19 protein-coding genes and 1 riboswitch are annotated in these 19,854 nt (G+C 64.3%); of the genes, 8 read left to right on the forward strand and 11 right to left on the reverse strand.

Annotated features, from left to right (window positions below; translation table 11 throughout):
- The first annotated feature begins 8 nt into the window (after positions 1–8).
- The 3 genes from madL (at position 9) to PSEST_RS00555 (ending at position 2,897) form a co-directional block, all read left to right on the forward strand.
- Complete coding sequence (gene madL / locus PSEST_RS00545; protein WP_015275136.1) at positions 9–431, forward strand: malonate transporter subunit MadL; 423 nt, start codon at positions 9–11, stop codon at positions 429–431.
- A 5-nt stretch (positions 432–436) separates the two neighbouring features.
- The gene (madM, locus tag PSEST_RS00550) at positions 437–1,201 is read left to right on the forward strand and encodes a malonate transporter subunit MadM (RefSeq protein ID WP_015275137.1); all 765 of its coding nucleotides are present in this window, start codon (positions 437–439) and stop codon (positions 1,199–1,201) included.
- 188 nt (positions 1,202–1,389) lie between these two features.
- Positions 1,390–1,477, forward strand: a riboswitch (glycine riboswitch).
- 160 nt (positions 1,478–1,637) lie between these two features.
- Positions 1,638–2,897 (forward strand): D-amino acid dehydrogenase, encoded by a 1,260-nt coding sequence (locus PSEST_RS00555; RefSeq protein ID WP_015275138.1) that lies wholly within the window; start codon positions 1,638–1,640, stop codon positions 2,895–2,897.
- Positions 2,898–3,229: 332 nt separating this feature from the next.
- On the opposite strand, the gene PSEST_RS00560 is transcribed toward PSEST_RS00555, so the two are convergent.
- Genes PSEST_RS00560 through PSEST_RS00570 form a run of 3 tightly spaced genes read right to left on the reverse strand, consistent with a single transcriptional unit; the run spans position 3,230 to position 5,413 of the window.
- Entirely contained in the window at positions 3,230–4,147 is a 918-nt protein-coding gene (locus PSEST_RS00560) for a LysR substrate-binding domain-containing protein (RefSeq protein WP_015275139.1), read from the reverse strand.
- A 58-nt stretch (positions 4,148–4,205) separates the two neighbouring features.
- Positions 4,206–4,847 (reverse strand): DUF1109 domain-containing protein, encoded by a 642-nt coding sequence (locus PSEST_RS00565; protein WP_015275140.1) that lies wholly within the window; start codon positions 4,845–4,847, stop codon positions 4,206–4,208.
- Complete coding sequence (locus PSEST_RS00570) at positions 4,844–5,413, reverse strand: sigma-70 family RNA polymerase sigma factor (RefSeq protein ID WP_015275141.1); 570 nt, start codon at positions 5,411–5,413, stop codon at positions 4,844–4,846. The genes PSEST_RS00565 and PSEST_RS00570 overlap by 4 nt, the downstream gene beginning before the upstream one ends.
- 191 nt (positions 5,414–5,604) lie before the next feature.
- On the opposite strand from PSEST_RS00570, the gene PSEST_RS00575 reads away from it, so the two are divergent.
- From PSEST_RS00575 to PSEST_RS00590, 4 genes are read left to right on the forward strand one after another with little or no spacing between them, the layout of a single operon-like run.
- Positions 5,605–5,877, forward strand: a complete 273-nt coding sequence (locus PSEST_RS00575; protein ID WP_014818595.1) for a DUF2282 domain-containing protein — start codon at positions 5,605–5,607, stop codon at positions 5,875–5,877.
- A gap of 16 nt (positions 5,878–5,893) precedes the next feature.
- Positions 5,894–6,721 carry a DUF692 domain-containing protein gene (locus PSEST_RS00580; RefSeq protein ID WP_015275142.1) on the forward strand — a complete coding sequence of 276 codons (828 nt, stop codon included), beginning with the start codon at positions 5,894–5,896 and terminating at the stop codon, positions 6,719–6,721.
- The gene (locus PSEST_RS00585) at positions 6,718–7,509 is read left to right on the forward strand and encodes a DNA-binding domain-containing protein (RefSeq protein ID WP_015275143.1); all 792 of its coding nucleotides are present in this window, start codon (positions 6,718–6,720) and stop codon (positions 7,507–7,509) included. The genes PSEST_RS00580 and PSEST_RS00585 overlap by 4 nt, the downstream gene beginning before the upstream one ends.
- Positions 7,506–7,967 (forward strand): DoxX family protein, encoded by a 462-nt coding sequence (locus PSEST_RS00590; RefSeq protein WP_015275144.1) that lies wholly within the window; start codon positions 7,506–7,508, stop codon positions 7,965–7,967. Before PSEST_RS00585 ends, PSEST_RS00590 begins: the two co-directional genes overlap by 4 nt.
- A 21-nt stretch (positions 7,968–7,988) precedes the next feature.
- Here the strand turns inward: PSEST_RS00590 and PSEST_RS00595 are convergent, their stop codons facing one another.
- A complete protein-coding gene (locus PSEST_RS00595; RefSeq protein ID WP_015275145.1) occupies positions 7,989–8,195 on the reverse strand; it encodes a hypothetical protein in 207 nt (68 codons plus the stop codon).
- A 129-nt stretch (positions 8,196–8,324) separates the two neighbouring features.
- Between PSEST_RS00595 and PSEST_RS22000 the strand changes: the two genes are divergently transcribed.
- The gene (locus tag PSEST_RS22000) at positions 8,325–8,702 is read left to right on the forward strand and encodes a hypothetical protein (RefSeq protein ID WP_157372357.1); all 378 of its coding nucleotides are present in this window, start codon (positions 8,325–8,327) and stop codon (positions 8,700–8,702) included.
- Between the two features lie 52 nt (positions 8,703–8,754).
- On the opposite strand, the gene PSEST_RS00605 is transcribed toward PSEST_RS22000, so the two are convergent.
- The 7 genes from PSEST_RS00605 to tssF are packed head-to-tail and all read right to left on the reverse strand — an operon-like array spanning position 8,755 to position 19,833.
- Positions 8,755–10,002, reverse strand: coding sequence for a LysM peptidoglycan-binding domain-containing protein (locus PSEST_RS00605; protein ID WP_015275147.1), 1,248 nt, complete (start codon positions 10,000–10,002; stop codon positions 8,755–8,757).
- A 5-nt stretch (positions 10,003–10,007) separates the two neighbouring features.
- The gene (locus tag PSEST_RS00610; RefSeq protein ID WP_015275148.1) at positions 10,008–10,862 is read right to left on the reverse strand and encodes a DUF4123 domain-containing protein; all 855 of its coding nucleotides are present in this window, start codon (positions 10,860–10,862) and stop codon (positions 10,008–10,010) included.
- A complete protein-coding gene (locus tag PSEST_RS00615; RefSeq protein WP_015275149.1) occupies positions 10,835–12,934 on the reverse strand; it encodes a type VI secretion system tip protein VgrG in 2,100 nt (699 codons plus the stop codon). The genes PSEST_RS00610 and PSEST_RS00615 overlap by 28 nt, the downstream gene beginning before the upstream one ends.
- 15 nt (positions 12,935–12,949) lie before the next feature.
- Positions 12,950–14,458, reverse strand: coding sequence for a sigma-54 interaction domain-containing protein (locus PSEST_RS00620; RefSeq protein ID WP_041756856.1), 1,509 nt, complete (start codon positions 14,456–14,458; stop codon positions 12,950–12,952).
- 10 nt (positions 14,459–14,468) lie between these two features.
- Positions 14,469–17,060, reverse strand: a complete 2,592-nt coding sequence (gene tssH / locus PSEST_RS00625) for a type VI secretion system ATPase TssH (protein ID WP_015275151.1) — start codon at positions 17,058–17,060, stop codon at positions 14,469–14,471.
- A gap of 11 nt (positions 17,061–17,071) precedes the next feature.
- A complete protein-coding gene (gene tssG, locus PSEST_RS00630; protein WP_015275152.1) occupies positions 17,072–18,079 on the reverse strand; it encodes a type VI secretion system baseplate subunit TssG in 1,008 nt (335 codons plus the stop codon).
- Entirely contained in the window at positions 18,043–19,833 is a 1,791-nt protein-coding gene (tssF, locus tag PSEST_RS00635; RefSeq protein WP_015275153.1) for a type VI secretion system baseplate subunit TssF, read from the reverse strand. Before tssF ends, tssG begins: the two co-directional genes overlap by 37 nt.
- Between the last annotated feature and the right edge of the window lie 21 nt (positions 19,834–19,854).

Raw genomic sequence — 19,854 nt, forward strand, 5'->3', positions numbered from 1 at the left:
CAAGAACAATGATCATCTTTGGTGTGGCCTTCCTGGCCTTGTGTACCCTCACCGGCATCTTCGTCGGCGAGTTGCTCGGCAAGGCGATCGGCGTGCCGGCCAACGTCGGCGGCGTTGGTATCGCCATGGTGCTGCTGATCCTCATCGGCAGCTATCTGAAGAAACGCGGCCTGTTCAATCCGGAATCGGAGCAGGGCATCAAGTTCTGGAGCGCCGTCTATATCCCGATCGTGGTCGCCATGGCCGCGCAGCAGAACGTTTACGGTGCTCTCAGCGGCGGGCCGATGGCGATTCTTGCCGGTGTCGCGGCGGTTGCGCTGGCCTTCATGCTGGTCCCGGTGCTTGATCGGATCGGTCGAAAAAAGCTTGAGGCCGACCCGACACTGCCGGCTGAACCAGCCAAGCCGCTCACCAGTAGTGGACGGGGGTAACGGCCATGTACGAATCGCTCATGAAAGTGATCAGCGGCTACGGTCTGATCAGCGGCTTCGCCATCATCGGCGCGACCATGTGGATCTCCTATTGGCTCTCCGACAAGCTCACCAAGGGCCGACTGCATGGCTCGGCGGTGGCCATCCTCATCGGTCTGTTGCTGTCATACATCGGTGGCGTGGTAACCGGCGGGCAGAAGGGCCTGGTGGATATCGCGCTGTTCTCCGGCATTGGCCTGCTTGGCGGAGCCATGCTGCGTGACTTCGCCATCGTCGCCACCGGCTTCGGTGTCAGTGTCGATGAGCTCAAGCGGGCCGGCATGGTCGGCGTGCTGGCGCTGTTCATCGGTGTGCTCGCGTCCTTTGTCGCTGGCGTGGCAGTTGCGTTCGCGTTCGGCTACACCGATGCGGTCAGCCTGACCACCATCGGCACGGGCGCTGTGACCTACATCGTCGGCCCCGTCACCGGCGCGGCGATCGGCGCCAGCTCCGAAGTGATGGCGCTGTCCATCGCTGCCGGCCTGGTCAAGGCGATCGTGGTGATGGTCGCTACGCCCTTCGTCGCGCCCTACATCGGGCTGAACAACCCGCGTTCGGCGGTGATCTTCGGCGGCCTGATCGGCACCTCCAGCGGCGTGGCCGGTGGCCTGGCGGCCACCGATCCGAAGCTGGTGCCCTACGGCTGCCTGACCGCGGCGTTCTATACCGCCTTGGGCTGCCTGCTTGGCCCGTCGCTGCTGTTCTTCGTCATGCGCGGGTTGTTGGGCTAACCGTTGCGCCGGTGAGCGGCCGGGCCTGGTCCTGCCGCTCCAGGCGAGCGCTGTTCCGCAGCGCGTTCGATGGATGCCACGAGCCTCCCGTCCGCGTCATCCGAACGTGGGGGTTACAGCGCTGGCATTTTCTGGCAGGGTAGGCTTCGAATCGCGACAGAATGCCGCAACCGGCGCTGACGCGAATCGATGTGATTGCGGGAGAGACTGCCGCCAGGCAGCGCCGAAGGAGCAACCGCCCCGGAAACTCTCAGGCAAAAGGACCGCTATCACTGCTGACACTCTGAAGAGCCGCCCGGTTTTCGTCGCCGGGCGCACCGAAGGAGCAAGCGAGCCGTCACGCGCTCGTGAATCTCTCAGGTCCAGAACAGAGGGGGCGCCCGCCGCGCGTTGGGCGCACGGGCTATGACCCCCTTGACGTTCTGGAGCGACAACAATGAAAACAATCGCAGTCATCGGTGGCGGTATCACCGGCGTCACCACCGCCTATGCCCTGGCCAAGCGCGGCTTCTCGGTCACCCTGCTGGAAAAGCACCGCTACGCGGCAATGGAAACCTCCTTCGCCAACGGCGGCCAGCTGTCGGCCTCCAATGCCGAGGTCTGGAACCACTGGTCGACCATCGTCAAGGGCCTCAAGTGGATGCTCAAGAGCGATGCGCCGCTGCTGGTCAATCCCAAGCCCAGCTGGCACAAGCTCTCCTGGTTCGCCGAATTTATCGGCTCGATCCCCAACTACCGGCAGAACACCATCGAAACCGCACGTCTGGCCATCGCTGCGCGTGAGCACCTGTTTGCCTGGGCCGAGGCCGAAGGCATCGACTTCGACCTGAAGAAGAAAGGCATCCTGCACATCTACCGCGACAAGGCCGGCTTCGAACATGCCGGGCTGGTCTCGCGTCTGCTCGCCGAAGGCGGTCTGCCGCGGCGCAGCGTGACGCCGGAAGAGATGCGTGCCATCGAGCCGACCCTGGCCGGCACCTATTACGGTGGCTACTTTACCGAGTGCGACTCCACCGGCGACATCCACAAGTTCACCCATGGCTTGGCTATGGCGATCGAGCGACTCGGCGTGCGTTGTCTGTATGGCGAGGACGTGCAGGCGGTGGCCACTGACGGCAAGCGCGCGACCGTGACGCTGGGCGGCGCTGCCGGTGGCGAGCGCCTGGAGTTCGACGGCCTGGTGATCTGCGCAGGCACCGCCAGCCGTGCACTGGCCGCGCAGCTCGGCGACCGGGTGAACATCTACCCGGTCAAGGGCTACTCGATCACCGTTAACCTGACCGACGAGATCAGTCGCGCCTCGGCACCCATCGTCAGCCTGCTCGACGATGAAACCAAGCTGGTCAGCAGCCGCCTCGGCGACGACCGCTTCCGCGTCGCCGGCACCGCCGAGTTCAACGGCTACAACCGCGACATCCGTGCCGATCGTATCCGCCCGCTGGTGGACTGGGTCAACCAGTGCTTCCCTGGCGTCAACACCCGCAGCGTGGTGCCCTGGGCCGGCCTGCGGCCGATGATGCCGAACATGATGCCCAAGGTCGGCCGCGGCAGCGCGCCTTGCGTGTTCTACAACACCGGCCACGGCCACCTGGGCTGGACGCTGAGTGCGATCACCGCGGACATGATCGGTGACGTCGTGGCGCAAAGCCTGGGCCGCCCGGCTCCGGTAGCGTCCGGGCAAACAGCCGTCGCCTAGCGCAATCGGCGTAGGGTGGAAGACGGCGAAGCCTCTTCCACCGTTGCGTGCCCGATCGTCGCAGTGCCATGGCCGGCCTCACGCGAGGCGCAGGCATCTGCGTTCCGGCGTGCCGTTAGTGTCCGTGTGAGGCTTGGGCGCATGCAATCCGGCGGCGTCGTAAAAGATTGCGTGGATAAGCTTCGCGTTATCCAGCCTACGTTGCGCCAAACACAGTGGTCGTAGGGTGGAAGACGGCGAAGCCTCTTCCACCACTGCTGCGACGATCATCCGGCCCGTCTGGCCATATGCCGATGCGTGGAAAGCCGCTGCGCGGATTTCCCTACACCGCTTCAGCTCGGGTGTTTCAGGCTGTACATCCGGCATTCGGCGAGCAGCGCCAGCAGGTTGGGGTCGCGCTCCTTGGCCTTGAGGAACACCACGCCGATATGCTGTTGCAAGTGATAACGCGCCTGCAGCGGGATCAGCCGCACCCGCGATTCGTAGACCATGCCCACGCGCCCCGGCAGCAGCGCGTAGCCGACCCCGGAATTGACCATGCTGAGCAGGGTGAAGATGTCGTTCACCTGCATCGCCACCTTCGGCTCGAAACCCGCCAGCTGGAACACCCGGTTGCCGTCCTGATGGGTGGCGAAACCCTGCGACAGGGTGATGAAGGTGGCGTCGCGCAGGTCGCTGAGGTCCACTTCGCTCTGATTGGCGAAAGGCGAGTCGGCCGGCGCGGCGAGGAAGATGTCGTCGGAAAACAGCTGCACCTGGGCGCAGTCCGGGTCGGCCACGCTTTCGTTGAGCGACACCAGGATGGCGTCCAGCTCCATGTTCTTCAGCTTGTAGAGCAGGTCGACGTTGGAGCCGAGGATCAGGTCGATGTTGAGTTCGCTGCGGCGCAGTTTCAGACCCATGATCAGCTGCGGCACGGTCTTCACCGTCAGCGAATACAGCGCGCCGAGCTTGAAGCGCTCGGCCGAGAAACCGGCGGCCTCGCGGGTCTGGCGCACCGTCTCGAGCACGTCCTTGACCAGCTGCTGGGCGCGCTCTTCCAGCACATAGGCGCTTTCCAGCGGAATCAGGCTGCGCCCTTCGTGCTTGAACAGCGGGCAGCGCAGCGCGCTTTCCAGGGAGTGGATGGCGCGGTGCACGCTGACGTTGCTGGTGTTCAGCTCCACCGCCGCCTTGCCCAGATTGCCGCTGCGCATGAAGGCCAGAAACACTTCCAGCTTCTTCAGGGTCAGTTCTTCGTCGATCTGCATGGCGTTGGCTCCGCGGGCGGGTCGACGATTATGCCGGACGGGCGCGCACTGCGGCGCCTCACCAGCGCAGCAGGCGCGGCCCGAGGAGTGTACCGAGCACGCCGGGCAGCAAGATGCCGAGCAGGTACCAGAGCGCCCAGAACGGCACCGCCATCTCCGGGCAGTGCAGGCTGTAGGCGAGGGCTGCGATGCTACCGGCGAGCAGGCCGGCAGCGCCGCCGGCCAGGCGCGGGCGTGTCGGTGCCAGCCCGCGCAACGCCCAGAACGCGGCGATGAACGCGGGGATCGACAGCAGCGCGATGTTCGCCAGGCACTCGCGCCAGGTGTTGCCGAGCAGCAGCGGCATGCGTGCGTCGGCCGGGGCGGTAATCAGAATCGTCAGTGCGGCGACCCAGACGATCACCACCGGCGCCGCCAGCAGCGCCCAGCTGTGACCCACCGGCGTGCCGGGGCGGGCCATGCGCGTGGTCAGCAACAGCGCACCGAAGAGCAGGGTCGCCGGCAGTGCCAGCTTGGCCCAGAACAGTGGTGTCCCGGCGATGGTCGCCAGGTCGGCGCGAATGCCATAAGCGGTCACGATCAGCAACAGCGCGCCGGCCAGGCCGCACAGCAGCGCCGTGGCGAAGCGCTTGGCGACGACGTGCCGGTCTACCGGCGCAACCTCGCTGGCGAGCAGGGCAATCAGGTCATCGGTTTTCATGCGCCACCTCGAATCTTCGCCGCCAGGGCCTTGAGCCCGCGATGGATGCCGACCTTGATCGCCGAGCTGGAAAGCCCAGTCAGACGCGCGGTTTCTTCCACCGAGCGGCCCTCCAGTTTGACGTGAACGATGGGTAACCGCTGGCGTGGCGGCAGCTGCTCTAGCAGCTTGCCCAAGTCACGGCAGGCCTCGGCCTGCGCGTTGTCCTGTACGGCGAGCAGCTCGTCGGCCTCGTCCAGCCAGTCCATTTGCGCGGCCTGCCGGCCACGGGCGCGGTAGTGGTCGGCCAGCTTGTAGCGACAGATCGCCTGCACCCAGACCGTCAGCGGCTGCTCCGCGCGATAGGTCTGCCGCGCATTGTGCACCGCCAGCAGTACCTCCTGCAGAACGTCCTCCAGCTCGCTCGACTGCGACAGGCGGCGACGCAGAAAACCGCGCAGATGGCCGCCAAGCTGATCAAGGAATGCCCGATAGGCCCTCGCATCGCCATCGAGCCCGCGCAGCAGCAGCGCGCGCAGCTCGTTCTCGCGGGCCTGGAGTGTCTCCTGAGAGGTAGTTCGTTCCATCGGCTGCTCTGGTTACAGGTGGAACCGCGAAATGTCCGCCGCCCGTCGACCAGGGTCACGGTAGGGACGTCGCGAGGAAATCTCAAAATAATTTTTCGCTGGCTGTAACCACCACGACTGACGCAGCGAATTACCTGAAGAGCCATCTGCAGATTCGCCGATGGCCACTCAACGATTGCGGAGAATCCAACATGAAGGCTCTCAACCTTGCGGCTGCCGCCATTGCCCTGGCTTCGATCGCCGCTGGCGCTCAGGCAGGCGAGAACGACAAAGGCGACATGGAAAAATGCTACGGCGTCGCGCTGGCCGGACAGAACGATTGCAAGGCCGGTGCCGGCACCAGTTGCGCCGGCAGTTCCAAGCGCGATTACCAGGGCAACGCCTGGAAACTGGTGCCCGCTGGTACCTGCACCTCGATCGAGACGCCCAAGGGAATGGGCTCGCTGACGCCGGTCGAGCGCTGAGCCTAGCGTGCCGGCCATGCAGATCCTCGGAGCAGGACTAGGGCTGAAACCCGAGCATTACGCGGACGCCTGTGCCAGCGTGGCGGAGGGGCTGTGGTTCGAGGTCCATCCGGAAAACTACATGGTCGGCGGTGGCCCGCGGCTCGACTGGCTGGAGGCGGTGGGGGCACGGCACCCGCTGTCGCTGCATGGTGTGTCGCTGTCGCTGGCTGCCGACTGTGCACCGGACGAGACGCACCTGCAGCGACTCAAGGCGCTGGCCGAGCGTGTGCGGCCGGCGCTGATCTCCGAACACCTGGCCTGGTCGAGCTGGCGCGGCAACTACCATCCCGACCTGCTGCCATTTCCACGGACGACGGCGGCTTTGAGACGAATCGCAGCGAACATCGAGTGGACCCAGGAGGTGCTTGGGCAGCGCATCGCCATCGAGAATCCCAGCCACTATTTGCGCTTCGAGCAACATGAGTGGGACGAGATCGACTTTCTCGCCGAACTCAGCCAGCGCACCGGCTGCGGCCTGCTGCTGGACGTCAACAACGTGCAGGTCAGCGCACACAACCTGGGTTTCGATGCGGCCGCCTACCTGCGGCGCTTTCCGGCCGCGCCGATCATGGAGATCCACCTGGCCGGGCACAGCCGGGATGACGCGTCTTCGCTGCTGATCGACTCCCACGATGCGCCGGTGGACGCGGCGGTCTGGGCACTTTATCGGCAACTGATCGAGCGTATCGGCCCGCGCCCGACGCTGATCGAGCGCGACGACCAGCTGCCGGCTTTCGACACGCTAATGGTCGAGCGCGATCGTGCCCAGCAGACGCTCGATGAAGTGGCGGGCTGGCAATGAGCGGCTCGCTGGCTGCATTTCAGGACGCCTTCGTCGCGGCGCTGACCGGCGCGCCCGATAGTGCGGCGGGCGAGGTCGCTGCGCTGGTCGGGCAGCCGGGTTTCGCGGTGTATCGCAACACGCTGGCGAAGGGTTGTGTCGATGCGCTGCGCGCCAATTTCCCTGCCGTCGAACGGCTGGTGGGGGAGGAGTGGTTTGCCGCCGCCGCGACGCTGTACGCGCGCGCGATGCCGCCGCGCAGTGGCCCGCTGCTTGAGTACGGTGAAAATTTTCCGGCCTTTTTGCACGGTTTCGAACCGGCGCGCGAGCTGCCCTATCTGTCTGGTGTCGCGCAGCTGGACCGGCTATGGCTCGAGGCATTCAGCGCCGTGGAACAACCGGTTCTCGTCCTCGCTGCCCTGGCGACACAAACCCCGCAGCAGCTGGCCCGGCAGGCCCTGGTGCCGCGCGCGGCGCTGCGCTGGCAATGGTTCGCCGAGCTGCCGGTGTACAGCATCTGGAGTTGCACCCGCGAGCAGCGCGAGGTGCCGACGACGCTGGTCTGGCAGGGCGAAGGAGCACTGCTGAGCCGAAGCGCCAGCTGCATCGGCTGGCAGCCACTCGAACGCGGCGGCTGTGTATTTCTCGATGCCTGTGCCGCTGGCCGCTCGCTGGAGCAGGCCTCGGAACTGGCGCTAGCGGTCCAGCCGGAACTCGACTTCAACGACCTGCTCGGCCGGCTGCTGGCGGCAGGCGCGTTCGCCGCGCTGGTGCCGACGACGCAATCCACATTGAGGAAACCGTCATGAACGTCATGCACAACCTGCCGCTGCGTTTGCGTCAACAATGGAACGGGGTCGCGCAGCGGATGCAGCAATTGCTCGGCGATTCGCTGCTGCATCTGCTGGCACGCTTGGCCATCGCGGCGATCTTCCTGCTCTCCGGGCGCACCAAGGTGAGCGGGGTGTTGGACATCACCCCGGGCACGTTCGAGCTGTTTCGCAGCGAATACGCATTGCCGTTGCTACCGCCGCCTTTCGCGGCGCACCTGGCGACCTATGCAGAGCACCTGTTCCCGCTGTTGCTCGTGCTTGGCCTATTCACGCGGCTGTCGGCGCTGGCGCTGTTGCTGATGACACTGGTGATCCAGCTGTTCGTCTACCCGGACGCCTGGTCGACTCACCTGAGCTGGGCGGCGCTGCTGCTACTGCTGATAGGGCGCGGCGCCGGCCGGCTCTCGCTCGATCACCTGTTGGGGATTCGCTAGCGCCGGCCTGGAGTCGCCACGTCAGGCGGGCACGACGTCTTCATCCTCGGGAATCTCATCGGTGACGAACACAGTGGCGTGATCGCTCAGCGCGTCGTCGATGCGCAGGCCGAAGTAAAGGGCATCATTGGCGTCCCAGAACGCCTCGACCTGCTCAAGAGAGGCCTGCTCGAGCAGGACCTGGCCGGTGTGTTCGAGGATGATGGAATAGCGGCGATTGGCAGACATGAAAGTGACTCTGATCATCGGAAGAGCTGCACCCCGCAGCTGTGATGTCATTTTGTCACTTTGAAAGGCTTAATCCCTGCCCGTTCATCGCCCGAGCGCTTTTCTCTGCCGAACGGTTAGTGAGCGGTGGTGACCAACACCACTACATCCCGCTCATTGCCAGTTGGCTTATTTGTAGGCCCGAAAAGGATTGCAATCGAATGCAGTTTGCAATCAGGAGATAATATTTATATCGAATTGATGACGAAGGAAGCCGATAAACATACTGATCCAGTACACGGTAAGTGTTATGCAGGTGAAGTAAAGCCAAGCAGTTATAGGGCGGCTTACCTTTGGTCGAGTCACACCGAAGGCGTAAAGAAAACTATATCGGTGCATTCGGCAGAAGGTATCAAACGGACTATAGGATTCCCACTTGACATTGGGCAGCCGAGAGAAGTACGGGTCGAGCCGACGAATTCCGTGGAAGCAGATATAAATGCCATTAATGCCTCCGGCTACGAATAGTAGCAGCCATCCCAGATATAAGATTCGCTCAAGCACCAAGGCTGCGTTCATATCAGTAAATTCCCCGATAAATAATAGTGCCCACCTCTTCGCCAAAACTGCCGCCTTCAGACCCTCCGTAATAGGCGCCGGCAGCGGCGCCAGCGATTGCGATCACTGCGAGGACAGGAGCTCCAATCGTGACACCGAACGCAAGTGCAATTCCTCCCACCACGGCAGTCGCTACTTTGGCACCTGCGAAACCTCCTACGGCACCCCCTCCCGCACTGCCAAAGAATCCGGTTACCTGCTTGAAGCTAGTTTGAGTACAGACTTGGTCATTGCCCACCGTGCAGGCTTCTTGAATCGCATTCAATCGAACGCCTCCGTCGATGGCGATGCCCAAATAACCTAAGCGGCTAGCACCCTTCGCCCAATTCGAAACCGTATTGATGCGTTGCCCAAGCTGCGGAACTTCGCCTCTTTCAGTAATCGCAGAGGCGTTATGCAGGATCGATTTTGTAGATAGTCCGAGTGTGGTCTTGATGCTGTCGTAATTACGGATATTGATAGTTGAAAGGGTCAGACGGCCAAGGGAGTGATTTAGCTGGCCGAAGAGTTGCTGACGCTTTGCATAGAACTCCGGCGAAAATCGGTTGGGGTTTCCGGTGCGGCTGAGCTCGTCGACATACGCGACGTTGATCTTTTCCAGCGTGCTCCTGACGTTCCCTAGCTGGCGTCCGGCTGCGGCACTCAGTACACCCAGCGCGGTGCTCTGGTGGGATGCGACGGTTTCCAACGAGACGTAGTCCAGAACTTCCAGATGTCGCTTGACCGTCATGGCTTCGGCGGGTGTCAGCTGTTGGATGCCTTCACTTGCGAGCCGCGCCTGTGCCCTGAGGGCTTCCAGGCGTTGTCGGTCGGCGTCGGTGCGCGGCATGTTGGAGATGATGACGATCTCTCCAGGCAGTACCGTCTCGTTGAGATGCTCGTTGTTTCGCTGGAACAACGAGCGGTGGAGGAAGTGCATTTCACGTCCGTAGATCGCCTCATAGATCGCTTGGCGGCTCTGCACCTCTTCGTTCCAGTAGAAGGCGACGTCGAATGCAGCCCCGCTGCACTGGCTGTCCTGCATGATCTGTCCCGCGGTGCAGCCGGGGCGTGCCGGGCTGCTCGTTGCAGGCATGCGTAACATCTGGCCAGCCTGGATCTGGTTGGGGTCTTCAATCTGCGGGTTCAGGCGTAGCAGGCTGCTGACGGTGGTGCCGTGATCGCTGGCGATCCGGGTCAGGGTGTCGCCCCTCTGTATCGTGTATTCCATTCGCTTTATCCATGCAGTCCAAGCAAGCTGGCTTCGATTCGAGCCAGCCGGTGCTCGGCAGGTTCTTCCATGTTGGCCAGTCCGGTGCGTATCTCAGGTCTGTCGATGGTCTCAGGAAATTGCAGCGCCAACTCAACGTAGGCGAACAGCTGCTGTTCGGAGCTGATGCTGAGCGTCTCAGCTTCCGCTACGCGCTGATCAACGATCACTTCCAGTTCCGAGGCCGACTTTCCATGAAAGTCGTCTGCAGAAAAGTGGTTTACCAGGCGCTGGTTGAAGCGCTGTCGCTCCTGTTGTTGCCAATGAGCGAGGTGCTCGGGATGGATCGAAAACCAGCCCTCGTCGTCAGCAGTTCTGCCGGGAGAAATCTGGTTTGTGGTGAATCCTCGCCATTCGCTCTGCTCGGTGGTCAGCCAGATGCCGCTGATCGGGCCGAGCCAAGCGCCCAGCTCTTCTTGCGTAAGGCTGTCGAAGAAGCGCTCGCTCAAGGCCGGTTCGTAGAACCTGCAGAACGCCAGTTCACCGGAGGGCAATCTGACGCTGAGAAGGCTGCGCAAATGGTTCGCCAGATCATCGATGCTCGCCGCGCTTTCCAACAGCAGCCCTGCCGATTGCCAGCGCTCCCGGTTCTGCCACATCAGATGCTGCCCGGCGAGGCTGTACAGCACGGGGCTGCATTCCAGCATGGACTCATGACGCGTGCCTCGGTACAGCGGCTCCAGGCGGGGTTCGTCGTCGTGCTGGTAGATGATCTGCAGAGCCGGTAATGCGGCACCATCGAGCAGCAGGTAGAGGTCGTCTCGCTCGATATCCGGTTCTTCTACAGCCTGCATCAGACGGTGCTCGCGTTCTTGCCGCATGGGCAAACCTCCAACTGGCATGAGCCATCGGCTTGCATTCCGCACTGCTTGACCAACAGCAGCTTGGCGGCCGCGGCCTGTTTGAGTTGCCGCGACATGTTGATCAGGGCAGGCAAGGTGAGGCTGCCGGCAACGGCGCTGGTTGCCAGCCATGGCAATACCGGCGCCAGAATCTTCAGCCCCGACCCCTTTCCGGCAGCGCCACCCGAATTCATCCGGATCGTCGCACCGCTCAGCGTCACGCCGCTGGGGTCGAGCTTGAGAAAACTGCCGCCGCCGGAGGCGGTGAGTTCCATGCCAGCGTCGATGACGACCTTGCTGCCGGCGTAGTAGTGGATTTCGTTGCCCGCCTCGATGAATTGCCCGGTGCCGATCTTCAGGTGCTGGCTATTGCCCACGGTGAGGTGGTCGTTGGCGCGGATTTCGGTCTTGCGATCGGCGTGGGTGGTGCGGTGTTCTTCGGCCTTGAATTCGCTGTAGCTGTTGGCTTCCACCGTGTCGTGGCGTTCGTGACCGACGCGGATCTTCTGGTCGTGCTCGATGTTCTCGTCCCAGTCGCGCTGGGCGTGGAGGTAGATCTGTTCGGCGCCCTTGCGGTCTTCGATGCGCAGTTCGTTGTAGCCGCCACCGCCCGGGCTGCTCAGGGTCTTGAACACCGTGCGGGTCTTGTTCGCCGGCAGGTCGTAAGGAACCTGGTGGTCCTTGTGATACAGACAGCCGGTCACCAGCGGTTGGTCGGGGTCGCCTTCGAGAAAGGTCACCAGCACTTCCATGCCAACGCGCGGGATCGCGATGCCGCCGTAGCGGCCGCCGGCCCAGCTGGAGCTGACGCGCAGCCAGCAGCTGGTCTTGTCGTCGGCCTGGCCTTCGCGATCCCAATGAAATTGAACGCGTACGCGACCGTACTCGTCGCAATGGATTTCTTCGCCGACGGGGCCGGTGACCACGGCGGTCTGGCTGCCGAGCACCTTCGGTTTCGGATGCTTCAGAGCCGGGCGGAAGGGGATGTCCCAGGGCGTGGCGATGAAGTGGTTGCGGTAGCCCTGGATGAAGCCGTCACCGGTATCAACATGACTGGTGACCGATTCCTCCAGCACCTGTGGCTGCTTACCTTCATGCAGCACCTCGGTCAGCAGCCAGAGCTGGTTCCAGTCGCTGCGGGGGTGTTCGCCGAGCGGGAGGAAGTGCCCGCTCGCCAGTCGCGGCTGGTCGCTTTCGCCTTCGGCCAGTTCGTAGTCGTGGCGGTGGCGCTCCAGGGCGCGTTGCGACAGGTGCTTGCCGCGGGCGCGCTCGGTGAAGCGGCCGGGGTAATCGTAATCTTCAAGGTCGGGCTGGAAGTCGCTGTGGAACGAGGCTTCCATGGTCAGACGTGGCTTTTCGAAATCGTAATCGCGGCGCGTGACGCGGCTGGTGCGGGTTTCCAGGCGCAGGCCGAAGCGCTTGATCACCGGCTGGTCGGCGACCAGGCCGCTGTCCTGCTGGTAGGCGGTGGCGGCGAGCCTGGGGAAGACCGTCTGGTCGTCGCCGAAGACCAGGGCATGACCGGCCGCGCTGTGCTGGAAGTGATAGTGGATGCCCTCTTCCTCGCACAGGCGCTGGATGAAGTGCAGGTCCGATTCGTCGTACTGCACGCAATATTCGCGCGGCGGATAGATCACCGGGCCGAGCTGGAAGCGGTAGGCATCGGCCTGGATGCCATGCTCCTCGAGCACCTGGGCGATGATCTGCGGCACCGTCAGGTGCTGGAAGATGCGCTGGTTGGTGCGATGGGCAAGATAGGCCAGCTGCGGCACGAGCGTGAGCCGATAGCGGGTCAGGCGCTGGCCGGATTCACCCTGAGCGGCCTGATGTACCAGCCCATGAATACCGCTGCCGTCCGGCGCCAAGGCGAGGAAGGCCGGGCGATGCAGCAGGCTTTCCAGATCCAGGTCGGAGCGCTCGCTGACCAGTTCCAGGTCGAAACGATAGGGCTGGCTGATGGCCTCGCGGCCCTGGAATTCGAGCACCTTGAAGTCGTGCTCGACGCCTTCGAGGGAAAGTGTGAAGTGGGCCTGGTTGGCGGGGTTGAACATGGCGTCTTTCCTTCCTTAGAGATCGGCCGGGCTGATATTCAGCCGTTCCATGCGATACAGCAGGGTGCGCCGCGGCAGGCCGAGTTCGCGGGCAGCCTGGCTCTGGTTGCCGCCGTTCTTGCGCAGGCAATCCATGAGCAGGCTGCGTTCGACCCGCTCCATGCGTTCGCGCAGGTTCAGGCTGCTGTCCAGGCTTGCTTCCACATGCAGATTTAAGTGTTCCGGCAGCAGCTCACCGCCCTCGCAGAGCAGCACTGCACGCTCCACCAAGCCCTTCAATTCCCGCACGTTGCCGGGGAAGGCGTAGCCTGCCAGACGTTCGAGCGCGGCGTCGGACCAGCGACACAGATCGCGCTGCAGGAACGCGCAGGCCTTGTCGGCGAAATGCCGGGCCAGGCGCAGGATGTCCTCGTCGCGCTCGCGCAGCGGCGGCAGTTCGATGGGGAAGTGCGAGAGGCGGTAGAACAGATCCTCGCGAAACAGGCCGTTCTCCACCTGGCTGCGCAGGTCGCGGTGGGTGGCGGCGACGATGCGCACGTCGACCTTGTGGGTTTCGGTGGAGCCCAGCGGGCGCACTTCGCCTTCCTGCAGCACGCGCAACAGCTTGGCCTGCAGCAGCAGCGGCATGTCACCGATCTCGTCGAGAAACAGCGTGCCGCCGTTCGCCGCATCAAGCAGGCCGCTGCGGTCGCGGTCGGCACCGGTGAAGGCGCCCTTGCGGTAGCCGAACAGTTCGCTTTCCAACAGCTGCTCAGGCAGCGAGGCGCAGTTCTGTACGACGAAGGGCTTGCTGCGGCGAAACCCGCAATCGTGAATGGCACGCGCCACCAGTTCCTTGCCAGTGCCTGTTTCTCCCGTGAGCAGCACGTTGACCGGGCTGTGCAGCACCTTGCCGATCAACTGGTAGACCGCGCGCATGCGTGGGCTGTCGCCGATCAGGCCGTAACCGCTGGCGCAGGGGCTGACTGGCGCGGCAGGTGGCGTGGTGCTGCCGGGCGCGCGCAGGCGTTGGAGCAGATGCAGCTGGGTGAGGCCGAAAGCGCCGAGCTGGGACAGCGAACCGCTGAAGCCGTGCAGCTCGCGCGACTCGGTACTGGCCGTGAGCAGCAGGCCGGCGACGCGCTGCTGCTCGTCCTGCAGCGGCAGGCAGAGCAGGCTGCGCCACGGTTTCGGGCTATCCGGCAGGAAACCCGAAGCATGCAGGCTGCTGTCCAGTTCGCTGAGGCAGAGGGTCTGGTTCTGGCACAGACAATACTGCAGCAGCTGCTCGCCGTCGTAATCACTCGGCAGACTGGTGGCTTCGCGTGGCTGCAGCAGGCCGTTGTGCCATTCAGCGCAGAGCGTCAGGCGAGTGTGGGTGGCGTCCAGCAGATAGAGCTGGCTGAGCTGGCAATCGCTTAGCTGCGCTGCGGTTTCCACCAGCCCACCGAGCAGGCTGTCGGCATTCGCCGCGCGTGCCAGACCGGCGAAGCGACCGAGCAGGGCCTCGGCATAGCGCAGTGGTTGCGGCACCTGATTGAACATCGCGGACATCTCAGGCGAACTCACAGACCAGCGCGCCGTCGCCATTCAGCGTGGCATGCACCTGCTGCAGCGGCTCGCCACTGGCCATGGCATCGAGCAGACGGTCCACCACCAGCGGTTGCAGGTGCTGCTCGATCAGATGGTCGATCAGGCGCGCACCGCTGTCGCTGTCGTCGCAGCGCTCGGAAAGGTGCGTGACCAGCGCCGGGCAATGGCTGAACTGCAGCTGGCGCCGCTGCAACCGCTCACCGAAGCGCACAAGCTTGAGCGCGACCAATTCGTCGAGCACCGCGCCAGCGATAGGGTAGTAGGGGACCACCCGCATGCGCCCCAGCAGCGCCGGCTTGAAGTGCTGCGACAGCTGTGGGCGTATCGCCAGTTCCAGGTCCTCGGCAGTCGGCCGCTGCCCGGCGGTGCAGAAACTGGCGATGCGCTCGCTGGCGAGGTTGCTGGTCATCAGGATCAGGGTGTTGCGGAAGTTGATCTCGCGGCCTTCGCCGTCATTCGCCACGCCCTTGTCGAAGATCTGATAGAAGACGTTCATCACATCCGGATCGGCCTTCTCCACCTCGTCGAGCAGGATCACCGAGTAGGGTTTCTGCCGCACCGCTTCGGTGAGCATGCCGCCTTCGCCGTAGCCGACATAACCCGGAGGTGCGCCGATCAGGCGGGAAACACTGTGCTTCTCCTGGAACTCGGACATATTGATCACGGTGAGGAAGCGCTCGCCGCCGTACAGCAGGTCGGCCAGCGCCAGGGCGGTTTCGGTCTTGCCGACGCCGCTGGGGCCGACCAGCAGGAACACGCCCACCGGAGCGTCGGGCTTGTTCAGCCCGGCCGCTGCCGCGCGCATGGCGCGATCCAGCGCTTCCACAGCCTGTTCCTGCCCGCGCACGCGGGCGCGCAGGTCGGCGGCGAAGTTGGCGACCTGCGCGTTGTGTTCACGGGCCAGCTGCGCCAGCGGCACACCGGTCCAGTGGCTGATCACCTCGGCCACCAGGCGCGGACAGACCTCATGGCTGACCAGTCGCTGCTTGGCCTGGGCTGCGGCAAGTTCGGCCTGTACGGCGCGCAGTTCGGTCTCCAGCTCATCGAGCGATGGGACCTCGCCGTCCTCGTTTGCAGCGCTGCGGGCTTCGGCCGTGCGCTTGCGCAGGTCGAGCAGGCGCTCGGCGAGCAGGCGCTGCTTGGCCCAGCGGGTTTCCAGCTGCTCGATCTCGTCCCCCGCCGCGATCAGGCGCTGCTCCAGCCGCTCGAGGGCGGCCGCGTCGACCGGCAGGCCGACGGCCAGATCGCGGCGCATGGCTTCACGTTGACGCTCGCCTTCGGCGACCTCGCCACGCAGGCGTTCCAGCGCCTCGGGCGCGGCGGCGAGGCTGATGCGCACCCGTGCGCAGGCGGTATCCAGTACGTCCACTGCTTTGTCCGGCAGCTGTCGGCCAGCTAGGTAGCGAGCCGATAGCTCGGCGGCGGCCGCGACCGCATCGTCGCGCAGGTAGATGCCGTGGCTCTTTTCATAGACCGGCGCCAGCCCGCGCAGAATGGTGACGGCTTCCTGAACGCTCGGCTCGTGCAATTGCACCGGCTGGAAGCGCCGGGCCAGGGCCGGGTCCTTCTCGAAATATTTCTTGTACTCGCTCCAGGTCGTCGCAGCGATGGTGCGCAGCTCGCCGCGTGCCAGGGCCGGCTTGAGCAGGTTGGCCGCATCGCCACTGCCGGCCTGGCCACCGGCGCCGATCAGGGTGTGCGCCTCATCGATGAACAGGATGATCGGCTTGGGTGAGGCTTTCACTTCGTCGATAACGCCCTGCAGACGGCGTTCGAATTCGCCCTTCACGCTGGCACCGGCCTGCAGCAGGCCGAGGTCGAGGCAGAGCAGCTCGACGCCCTTGAGTGTCGCAGGCACTTCCCCGCTGGCGATGCGCAGCGCCAGGCCTTCGACGATGGCGGTCTTGCCGACCCCGGCCTCGCCGACCACGATCGGATTGTTCTTCCGCCGCCGGGCAAGGATGTCGATCATCTGGCGGATTGCCGAGTCGCGGCAGAGCACCGGGTCGAGCTTGCCGTCGCGGGCCTGCTGGGTGAAGTTGTGGGTAAAGCGCGCCAGGTTGGATTCGCCACCGGCGGCAGGTTTGCCCGTGCTGCCTTGCGGCTGCTGGCTGAGAGCGAAGTCGCGCAGGCGCTCGGCATCCAGCCGGGCCAGCAGTGGCTGGTAATGGCTGCCTGCATAGCGCAGCGGATTGCGCAGCAGCGCGAGGATCAGCGCAGCCTGGTCGATCTGGCTCTGCCCCAGCTCCAGGCTCGCCACCAGCAGGGCATCCTGCAGCCATTGCACCAGTTCGGTGGAGAACACCGGGTTGCGCGACTCGCTGTGCTCGCCTCGCGGCTGCAGCGCCTGAGCCAGTGCGCCGGCGTCCACCTCGGCATCCAGCAAGGCTCGCTTGAGCAATCCATCGGAACGCTCGAGCAGGCCAAGCAGCAGGTCCTCGACGAGAATCTTGCTGCCGCCACGCACCACGCAGCGTTCGGCGGCGCCTTCCAGATCGCGCTTGGTCTCGGCGTCCAGCGCCTGTACCAGCTGTTGCAGATCGACGTTGATCATTTTCATCTTCCTTAATGAGTCTGGCTGCCCAGGGTGACCAGGCCGTCGGCGCGTTCACGCCCGAGCCAGCTGGTCCAGCCGAGGCGGCAGTTGTTGTCGGCGCCGATGCGCAGTTCACGGATCTCGTCCGGGCGAAGCTCCAGGCGCAGGTCGTAATCCAGCGGATCGCGCAGGGTGAAGCGCACCAGCGCACAGAGCGGCTGGTAGCCGCTGCCGATGGGGAGGAATTCGTGGAAGCGGTTCCAGTCCAGCTGGCGGATATGGATGCGGAATTTGCCGCCGCGGTCGCGGACCCGCTCGCCGAGCACCAGGCTTTCGCCCAGCTGGCTGTTGGCCTGGCCGAGACGGTTGCGTTGCTCGCCGAGGATTTCCACCTGGCGCTCCAGACATTGCTCAATGTTCAGCTCGGCGTGCTTGAAGTAGTAGCGCAGCACCGATTCGATCAGTGCCGCCGAGTGCGCGCGCAAGCTCAGTAGGCCGAGATAGGGCAGCAGGCGCTTCCAGTTCAGCTCCGGCGCGTTGCGGATCGCCTCGCCGCTGAGCCCGACCAGGGCGAACAGCTGCTCCGAGAAGGGGTCATGGGCGCCGCTGGTGAAGCGGGCGCGGTAGCGGTACTTCTGCCAGATCGGCAGCAGCAGGCGCTGCAGGCGATTGTTGAACAGGTCGAGAAAGTCGCGGGTCGGGTTGCCGTCCTCGCTGTCGCCCAGTGCCTGTTCGCCATAGAAGGCTGGCAGCGGCGATCCGGCGCCGAACAGGCTGACCAGGTTGATGCGCAGGCGCGCGCGCCACTCGCCATGCTCCTGGAGGAACTGCACCTGCTCGATATCGCTGCCGGGAAAGCCCAGGCTCGGGTTGGCCTGAAACTCCAGGCGCTCGTAGAGCGCCTCGTCGTCCAGGCCGGGATTGAGCTGGCGCAGGCGATCGAGCACCAGCAGCACGCCCTGGAACAGGCTGTACTCGCGGATGCCGCGGTTGAGCGGTTTCAGAGCAGCGGTTGCTGACCCATGCGCGGCGTCCATTGGTACACCTCTCCCTGTGTGCTCTGCACGCGCAGCTCGTGATACGAGTTGAGGCTGGCGTAGAGAGCGAAGAATTCGTTGAGCACCGAGGCGAAGAGGAACAGATCGCCCTCACCGATGAAGCCGTCCTGGTTCATGGTCAGTTCGGTGCGTACGCCGCGCACCGGCAGCCCGCGATGCAGGCGATCGACGTGCTGGTGGGCGATGTGCGTCAGGCCGCCGAGGCGCCGCCGGCTGACGTTCTCGGCGTGCTTGTCGTAATAGCGCGGCAGGTCGTAGGTCTCGAGGATCACCTTGAGCGCCTCGACGTTGGCCAGCGACAGGTAGTTCAGCGACATGTTGCTGATCAGCTTCCACAGATAGTCGCGCTGCAGCGGAGGGGCGTAGCTCGGGGTGACCGCCGAGATGTTGCGGAAGCTGAGGAACTCCGGGGTGTCTTCGCTGGGCTTGCAGATGTCGCCGAGCTTCAGTTGGCGCGGCAGGTTCTGGTTGGTGCAGGTCAGCTCGATGGACAGCGTCTCGTGCTGGTCGAGGTTGCGCAGGCCGAAGCTGAGCCAGGTTTCCTGCCCTTCTCCGAGCAGCGAAGGCTGCTGGCGCACGCTGTAGTGCGGGCGGGCCACCGGCACATCGAAGCTGGCGTCATGTTCGAAGGATTCGAACGGCACGTATTCTTCGTAGCCCATGCCGCCGGGTTTCCAGCCGGTCACCCGATCCACCGAGAACACGCCGCATTGTTGCGTATCGTACTCGGCTGGCAGTAGCAGGTACTGGTCCTGCTTGCCGTCCAGGCGGATCGGGATGGCATCGTGCGGGAACAGGTTGACCACCGGTGTGCAGTACAGGCGCACGTTGTCCAGCGTCGGACGTATGCGCTGCACGCCGGCCTTGTGAATGTCGAAGCGCAGCTCCAGACCGCGGGCCTGCTTGAGCAGATCCTCGGGGATGCGCTGGATGACCTCCAGACCCTTGAGGTCGACGAAGAGGAACTTGTCCGGGAAGGCGAAATATTCCTGCAGGTAGCGATAGCCGCGGAAGGTGTTGAGCGGGTAGGGGATCAGCGCCTCATCCTCGGCGAATCCCACCGGTTCGACCTGCTTGGCGTTGAGCTGCAAGGGCGTCAGCGGTCGGCCATCGGAGCCGGTCAACGGTTTGCCCTGCTCGTTCAGCGGCACCAGCTCGATGCCGCCAAGGTGGCGTAACAGGCTGAGGTAGAGCAGCTGGCTGATATAGGGCTCGCCCGCCAGATGCAGGCGCAGATGGCTGAGTCCGATCTCGCCGAGATGGCCATCGGCGCTCATCTGCAGGCGCAGGCTGAGCAGCGCGCCGGTGCCCTTGACCGAATACTCCAGCGCCTGCAATGCCAGCGGCAGCACCTCGGTGGCGTAGGCGGTGCGAAAGCAGCAACTGACGCCCTGCACCGGATTGGATTCCACCGGCGTATTGCGCGGCACCGTCAGCGCCGGGCCGGGTCGTTTCAAAGTATCGAACTGCAGCATGCTGAAGGCCGGCAGCGGGCGCATGTAGTTCGGCCACAGCAGATGCATCAGCGAGTGGGTCAGCTCCGGCAGCTCGTCATCGAGCTTCTGCCGCAGCCGCCCGGTGAGAAAAGCGAAACCTTCGAGCAGACGCTCGACATCCGGGTCGCGCCCGGCCTGCCCGAGGAACGGCGCCAGTGCCGGACTGCGCTCGGCGAAGCGCTTGCCTAGTTGGCGCAGGGCGGTCAGTTCGCTCTGGTAGTAATGGTTGAAAGACATGTCTAACGATTCATCCTTGTC

The sequence above is a fragment of the Stutzerimonas stutzeri RCH2 genome (genome assembly GCF_000327065.1).
GTDB lineage: Bacteria > Pseudomonadota > Gammaproteobacteria > Pseudomonadales > Pseudomonadaceae > Stutzerimonas > Stutzerimonas stutzeri_AE.